Here is a 5,908-nt window from a genome sequence, read left to right as displayed (position 1 = left end):
CTCGACTAGTCGTCGGCAGCGTCAGATGTGTATCAGAGACAGCCACCAGCGCGCCCCGTCCCCGTCCGGGCCCTCCACCACCGCGGCCTCCGGCACGGGCGCGCCCAGCACCACCACCGCGTAACGCCCCCGTTCCGGCAGCCCCAGGCCGCGCACCGCACGCTCCACCAGGCCCAGGGGCGCCCCGCCCGCCAGCAGCGGGCCGAGCAGCGCCCCGTACCGCGTCCCACGCCGCATCCGCCGCTCCGTCCCCCGGGTCCGGGCGTCCCTGATGACCGATGAGGATGCCAGCGGCCGCAGGGGCGGGCGCCCGCCCGTCACCGCGTCTGTGCGCGTGCACAACGAGGCCCTCCGTTCGCTGGTCGCCCGCATCGAGTCGGTCCCGCGCCGTGGACGCACGTCCCGCCCGGTGCTGGTCTGTGGCACCACACACGACGCCACGCCTTCACCGATGAGCACGCCAGGTGAACACGGGACGACAAGGCGGAAGGAGGAGGACGCATGGCAACGCTAGAGATCCGCGCGCTGTCCGTCGGCTACGGCCCGGTCCGGGCGCTGCGCGACATCTCCGTCGATGTGCCGGACGGCGGGATCACCGCCGTACTCGGTGGCAACGGCGCGGGCAAGACCACGCTGCTGCGGGCCGTGTCGCGGACCCTCGGCTTCCACCGGGGGACGGGCACCGGAACCATCCGGTTCGACGGCCGCCCCCTGGAGGGGCTGCGGCCCGCCCAGGTGGTGGCCGCCGGAGTGGTCCAGGTGCCGGAGGGCCGGCAGGTCTTCGCCCGGATGACGGTGGCCGACAACCTGCGGGCGGGAGCCCTCGGGGCACGCGGCGGGCGCCGGGCGACGGGCGCCGCGCTGGCCCGGGTCCACGAGCTGTTCCCGGTGCTGGCCGACCGCGCGCACCAGCGGGCCGGGCTGCTGTCCGGCGGCGAGCAGCAGATGCTGGCGATGGGCCGCGCCCTGATGGCCGGCCCCCGGCTGCTCCTGCTGGACGAGCCCTCGCTGGGCCTCGCCCCGCTGATGGCGGCCAGGATCGCGGAGACCGTGCAGGAGATCAACGCGGCCGGCACCTCCGTCATGCTCGTCGAGCAGAACGCGGCGATCGCCCTGCGGCTCGCCTCCACGGCGTACGTCCTCGACGTCGGCGAGGTCGCCCTGTCCGGGCCCGCCGACGAACTCGCCGCGTCCGACGAGGTCCGCCGCCGCTACCTCGGCGTCGTCGACGAGGACGCGGCGGCGGACGCCGACCCGGCCGCCCGGAACCGCCGCACCCTGAGCAGGTGGTCCGCGTGACCACCACCGCCACGGCCTCCGCGCACAGCACGACGGCCGCACTCGCCGTCGAGGACGTCACCGTCCGCTTCTCCGGGCTCACCGCCCTCGACGGCGTCTCGTTCACCGTCGAACCCGGCAGTGTCCACGCCGTCATCGGGCCCAACGGCGCGGGCAAGTCCACCTGCTTCAACGTCCTGTCCGGCGTCTACCGCGCCACCTCCGGACACGTCCGCCTCGGCGACACCGAACTCACCGGACTCGCGCCGCACACCATCGCGGGCCTCGGGGTCGCGCGCACCTTCCAGAACCTGGCGCTGCCCCCGCACGCGACCGTCGCCGACAGCCTCCTGCTCGGCCGCCACCGGCTGACCCGCTCCGGGTTCGTCGCCACCGGCCTGCGGCTCCCCTCCGCCGCCCGGGAGGAACGGCGCCACCGCGAACGGGTGCGGGAGATCGCCGCGTTCATCGGCCTCGCAGCGGAGTTGGAGCGCCCGGCGGGATCACTGCCGTACGGGCAGCAGAAGCTCGTCGAGCTGGGCCGCGCCCTGTGCATGGAGCCGAAGGTCCTGCTGCTGGACGAACCGATCGCCGGGATGACCGCGGTCGAGCGCCGCCGCACCGCGGCCGTCGTGGCCGACGTACGCGACAGCCTCGGCATCTCCATCGTGCTGGTCGAGCACGACATGGGGGTGGTGATGCGGCTCGCGGACGCGGTGACCGTACTCGACTTCGGACGACGGATAGCCGGGGGCACCCCCGCCGAGGTCCAGAACGACCCGGCCGTCGTCCAGGCCTACTTGGGAGCACCTCAATGACCACGTTCGTCGAACTCCTCCTCGGCGGCCTGTCGATCGGCTCGGTGTACGCACTCATCGCGCTCGGCTTCGTCGTCATCTTCAAGGCCACCGAGGTCGTCAACTTCGCCCACGCGTCCCTGCTGTTGGCGGGCGGCTACGTCACCGCCGTGCTCCACGACGACATCGGGTTCTGGCCCGCGCTGCTCGTCGGGATCGCGGGGGCGGCGACCGTCGGGGCGGCCATCGAGTTCTTCGTGATGCGCCGCTACCGGGGCAGCGACCAGAGCGTCCTGGCCATCGTCACCATCGGCGTCGACATCCTCCTGATCACCGAACTCACCCGCCGGATGGGTACGGACGTGCTCGCCCTCGGAGACCCCTGGGGCAACGAGGTCGTCTCCATCGGCGGCGTCACCCTCGCCCAGACCCGGATCGCCGCGTTCCTCGCCGCCGGGCTGCTGATCACGGTGTTCCTGCTCGCCTTCCGCTACACCTCGTGGGGCGTGTCGATGCGCGCCGCCGCGGAGAACCCGCAGACGGCGGCGCTCATGGGCATCAAGCTGGGCCGGGTCTCGCTCGCCGCGTGGGCGGTCGCCGGGGCACTCGCCGCCGTCGCCGCCCTCTTCCTCACCGTGTTCCCGACCCCGGGCCTGGAGCGCGCCACCTCACTCGCCGCGCTCAAGGCGTTCCCCGCCGCGATCCTCGGCGGGCTCGACTCCACCACCGGGGCGCTCGCCGGGGGACTCATCGTCGGCGTCACCGAGTCGCTCGCCACCGGCTACCAGAGCGACCTCGCCTTCCTCGGCCGGGGCATCGGCGACCTGGCGCCCTACCTGGTGATGGTCGCGGTCCTGCTCATCCGGCCCGCGGGCCTCTTCGGCACGAAGGAGCTGGCCCGTGTCTGACACCACCGCCGAAGCCGCCCCCGCCGCCGAGGCCCCTGCCGCACCGGCCCCCGCACCCACCCGCGCCCAGGGCCTCACCGAACGGCTGCGCAGGCCCCGTACGTACGCCGTCCTCATCGGCTCCCTCCTGCTCCTCGTCCTCCCCTTCTACGTGGACCGCTTCTGGCTCCAGGCCGGGCTGTTCGCGATGGCGGCGGCGATCGGCGCCATCGGGCTCAACATGCTCACCGGCGCCACCGGGCAGCTCTCCATGGGCCACGCGTTCTTCCTCGCCGTCGGCGCGTACGGCTACTCCGTCCTGGCGGGCGTGAGCAGCACCGAGAACGGTCACAGGCTGACCGGACTGGGGCTGCCCACCTGGCTGGCCGCGATCCTCGCCGTGCTGCTCGCCGGGGCGGCGGGCGGGCTCTTCAGCCCCATCGCCGGCCGGCTGCGCGGCGCGTACCTCGGCATCGCGACCCTCGCGCTGATCTTCATCGGGCAGCACGTCCTGTTCAACGCGGGCTCGCTGACCGGCGGTTACAACGGCCGGGCCGTACCGCCGCTGTCGCTGTTCGGCTTCACCTTCGACGACACCGAAGTCGTGGTCGCCGCCGTGCCGTTCGGCTCCTCGGAGAAACTCTGGTACGTGGGCCTGGCCGCGCTCCTGCTGAGCGCGCTGTTCGCCCGGGGCGTGCTGCGCGGCCGGCCCGGCCGGGCGATGAACGCCATCCGCGACCACCGGATCGCGGCCGGGGTGATGGGCGTGCCGGTGGCCCGCTACCGGGCCGGCGTCTTCGTCCTGTCCTCGATGTACGCGGGCCTGGCGGGCGTCCTGCTCGCCCTGGTCTTCCAGCGGACCGTGCCCGAGTACTTCGGCATGATCCTCTCCCTCGAATACCTCGCCATGATCGTCATCGGCGGGCTGGGCAGCGTCGCCGGAGCCGTGATCGGCGCCGCGTTCGTCACCCTGCTCCCGCAGGTGTTCACGCACTACAGCGACTCCCTGCCGCTGGTCTCCGCCCCCGGCACGGGCGGGCTGGCGCCCGGTGAGGCGTCCCGCTATCTGTACGGCGCCGCGGTGGTCGCGGTGGTCCTGTTCCTGCCCGGCGGCCTCGCCCGCCTGGGCCTCGCACGCGCGAAGAAGCCCGCGGCTCCGAAGAATCCAGGGGAGAAGTCATGAAACTCAGAGTTGTTACGGCCGTGGTCGCGACCCTCGCCGTCACCCTCGTCGGGTGCAGCGGCAAGGCGACCGACGGAAAAGCGGCCGAGGAGGGCGAGGGCGGGATCAAGACGGGTCCCGGGGTCTCCTCCTCGACGATCTCCCTCGGCGTGCTGACCGACATGACCGGCGTCTACGCCTCGCTGGGCAAGAGCGTCACCCAGGCGCAGCAGCTGTGGGTCAAGCAGACGAACGACGAGGGCGGCATCTGCGACCGGAAGATCGAACTGACGGTCCGCGACCACGGATACGACCCGCAGAAGGCGATCGCCGCGTACACCGAGCTGGAGCCGGAGGTGGTGGGCTTCGCCCAGTTCATCGGCTCCCCGTTCGTCGCCGCCGTCGAGCAGCGCATCGACGGCCAGGACAAGGGCCTCGTGCTGCCGCAGGCCTGGTCGGCGAATCTGCTGGGCTCCCCGTACATCCGGGTCATCGGCGCCACCTACGACGTGGAGACGATCAACCTCATCGACTATCTCCTCGCCGAGAAGCGCATCGCGAAGGGCGACAAGATCGGTCATGTGTACTTCGAGGGCGACTACGGCGAGAACGCGCTCGTCGGCTCGAAGCACGCGGCGAAGGAGGCCGGGCTGACCGTCGTCGAGCAGAAGATCAAGCCGACCGACAACGACATGACGGCCCAGGTCGCCGCCCTCAAGCAGGCCGGGGTCAAGGCCGTGATCGTCAGCGCGGGCCCGCGCCAGGCGGCCTCGCTCGTCGGCGTCGCGGCGGCCACCGGCTTCAACGTCCCGGTCGTCGGCAACAACTCGGCCTTCGCCCCGCAGCTGTTGAAGACCCAGGCGGGCCCCGCACTGCTCAAGGACTACTACGTCGCCGCCTCCACCCTGCCCATCGGGGACCCGGGCGACGGCCCCGCCAAGCTCGCGAAGGAGTACGCCGCCCAGTACCCGAAGGACGTGCTCGACAACGGCGTCGTCGCCGGCTACACGGCGGCCTCCCTGTTCGGCGAGGCGCTGTCGAAGGCCTGCGACGACAAGGACCTCACCCGCGAGGGCATCGACAAGGCGCTGCTCACCATCAAGGGGTACGGGAGCGAGTTCGGGGTGTCGCACGACTTCTCGGACCCGAAGGCCCCGTCCACCCGGGAGAGCGTCATCATGAAGCCGGACGCGGGCGCCGCCGGCGGGCTGAAGGTGGTCCGGCCGGCCGAGGTCGCCGCGGCGGCGGAGTCCTTCACCGCCGGTTCCTGACCGCTGCCGGGAGGTCCGGCCGGGGACACCCGGTCAGACCTCCCGGCCGTCCATCCCGATGTACCGGAAGCGCCCCCGCTCCACGCGGTAGACGAAGACCCCGGTCCCGGTGTACATCCCGTTGGCGGGCTCGAAGGCGTAGCTCTTGGACACCCCCTTGTACGAGGTCGTCCGCAGCGCGGGCAGCAGGTCCTGGCGGGTGATCCGCTCCCGGCCCAGCCCCCGCGCACAGGCGGCGATCAGCCCGACCGCGTCGTACGCCTCCGCCGCGAACAGGGGCGGCGCGCTGTCGAACCGCTTGCGGTAGGCGGCGGCGAAAGGGTGCACCGAGGGCACGGAAGCCGGGTCGGCGGCCGTCGAGACGACCAGCCAGCCCGCCGCGTCCTCGCCGGCCTCCGCCAGGAAACGGGGGTCGTGCACGGCCTGGGTGCCGATCTTCGGCCCCAGGAACCCGGCCCTGGCCAGCGACTTGGCGAACCGTCCGGCATCCCGCCACCCGCCCCCGTACACCAC

At 72.6% G+C, this 5,908-nt stretch carries 7 protein-coding genes; 5 read left to right on the top strand and 2 right to left on the bottom strand.

Going from position 1 to position 5,908, the window contains the following annotated elements; translation table 11 throughout:
- Window positions 1-21: 21 nt before the first annotated feature.
- A complete protein-coding gene (locus tag HET64_RS35480; RefSeq protein ID WP_251146331.1) occupies window positions 22-237 on the bottom strand; it encodes a hypothetical protein in 216 nt (71 codons plus the stop codon).
- Window positions 238-501: 264 nt separating this feature from the next.
- Here HET64_RS35480 and HET64_RS35475 point away from each other — a divergent pair, with 264 nt between their 5' ends.
- Genes HET64_RS35475 through HET64_RS35455 form a run of 5 tightly spaced genes read left to right on the top strand, consistent with a single transcriptional unit; the run spans window position 502 to window position 5,395 of the window.
- Complete coding sequence (locus HET64_RS35475; RefSeq protein ID WP_215111361.1) at window positions 502-1,299, top strand: ABC transporter ATP-binding protein; 798 nt, start codon at window positions 502-504, stop codon at window positions 1,297-1,299.
- A complete protein-coding gene (locus HET64_RS35470) occupies window positions 1,296-2,096 on the top strand; it encodes an ABC transporter ATP-binding protein (RefSeq protein ID WP_215111360.1) in 801 nt (266 codons plus the stop codon). Before HET64_RS35475 ends, HET64_RS35470 begins: the two co-directional genes overlap by 4 nt.
- Complete coding sequence (locus tag HET64_RS35465; protein WP_215111359.1) at window positions 2,093-2,983, top strand: branched-chain amino acid ABC transporter permease; 891 nt, start codon at window positions 2,093-2,095, stop codon at window positions 2,981-2,983. The genes HET64_RS35470 and HET64_RS35465 overlap by 4 nt, the downstream gene beginning before the upstream one ends.
- A complete protein-coding gene (locus HET64_RS35460) occupies window positions 2,976-4,145 on the top strand; it encodes a branched-chain amino acid ABC transporter permease (protein ID WP_215111358.1) in 1,170 nt (389 codons plus the stop codon). The genes HET64_RS35465 and HET64_RS35460 overlap by 8 nt, the downstream gene beginning before the upstream one ends.
- On the top strand, window positions 4,142-5,395 hold the full coding sequence (locus HET64_RS35455) for an ABC transporter substrate-binding protein (protein WP_215111357.1): 1,254 nt from the start codon (window positions 4,142-4,144) through the stop codon (window positions 5,393-5,395). Before HET64_RS35460 ends, HET64_RS35455 begins: the two co-directional genes overlap by 4 nt.
- A gap of 33 nt (window positions 5,396-5,428) precedes the next feature.
- Here HET64_RS35455 and HET64_RS35450 read toward each other — a convergent pair.
- Window positions 5,429-5,908, bottom strand: a 480-nt coding sequence (locus HET64_RS35450) for an ABC transporter substrate-binding protein (RefSeq protein ID WP_215111356.1), incomplete at its 5' end; no start/stop codon positions are given.

The organism is Streptomyces sp. McG3 (assembly GCF_018619185.1).
GTDB lineage: Bacteria > Actinomycetota > Actinomycetes > Streptomycetales > Streptomycetaceae > Streptomyces.
Note: the sequence above shows the minus strand (reverse complement) of the source record. Positions and strands in the feature narration are given on the sequence as shown.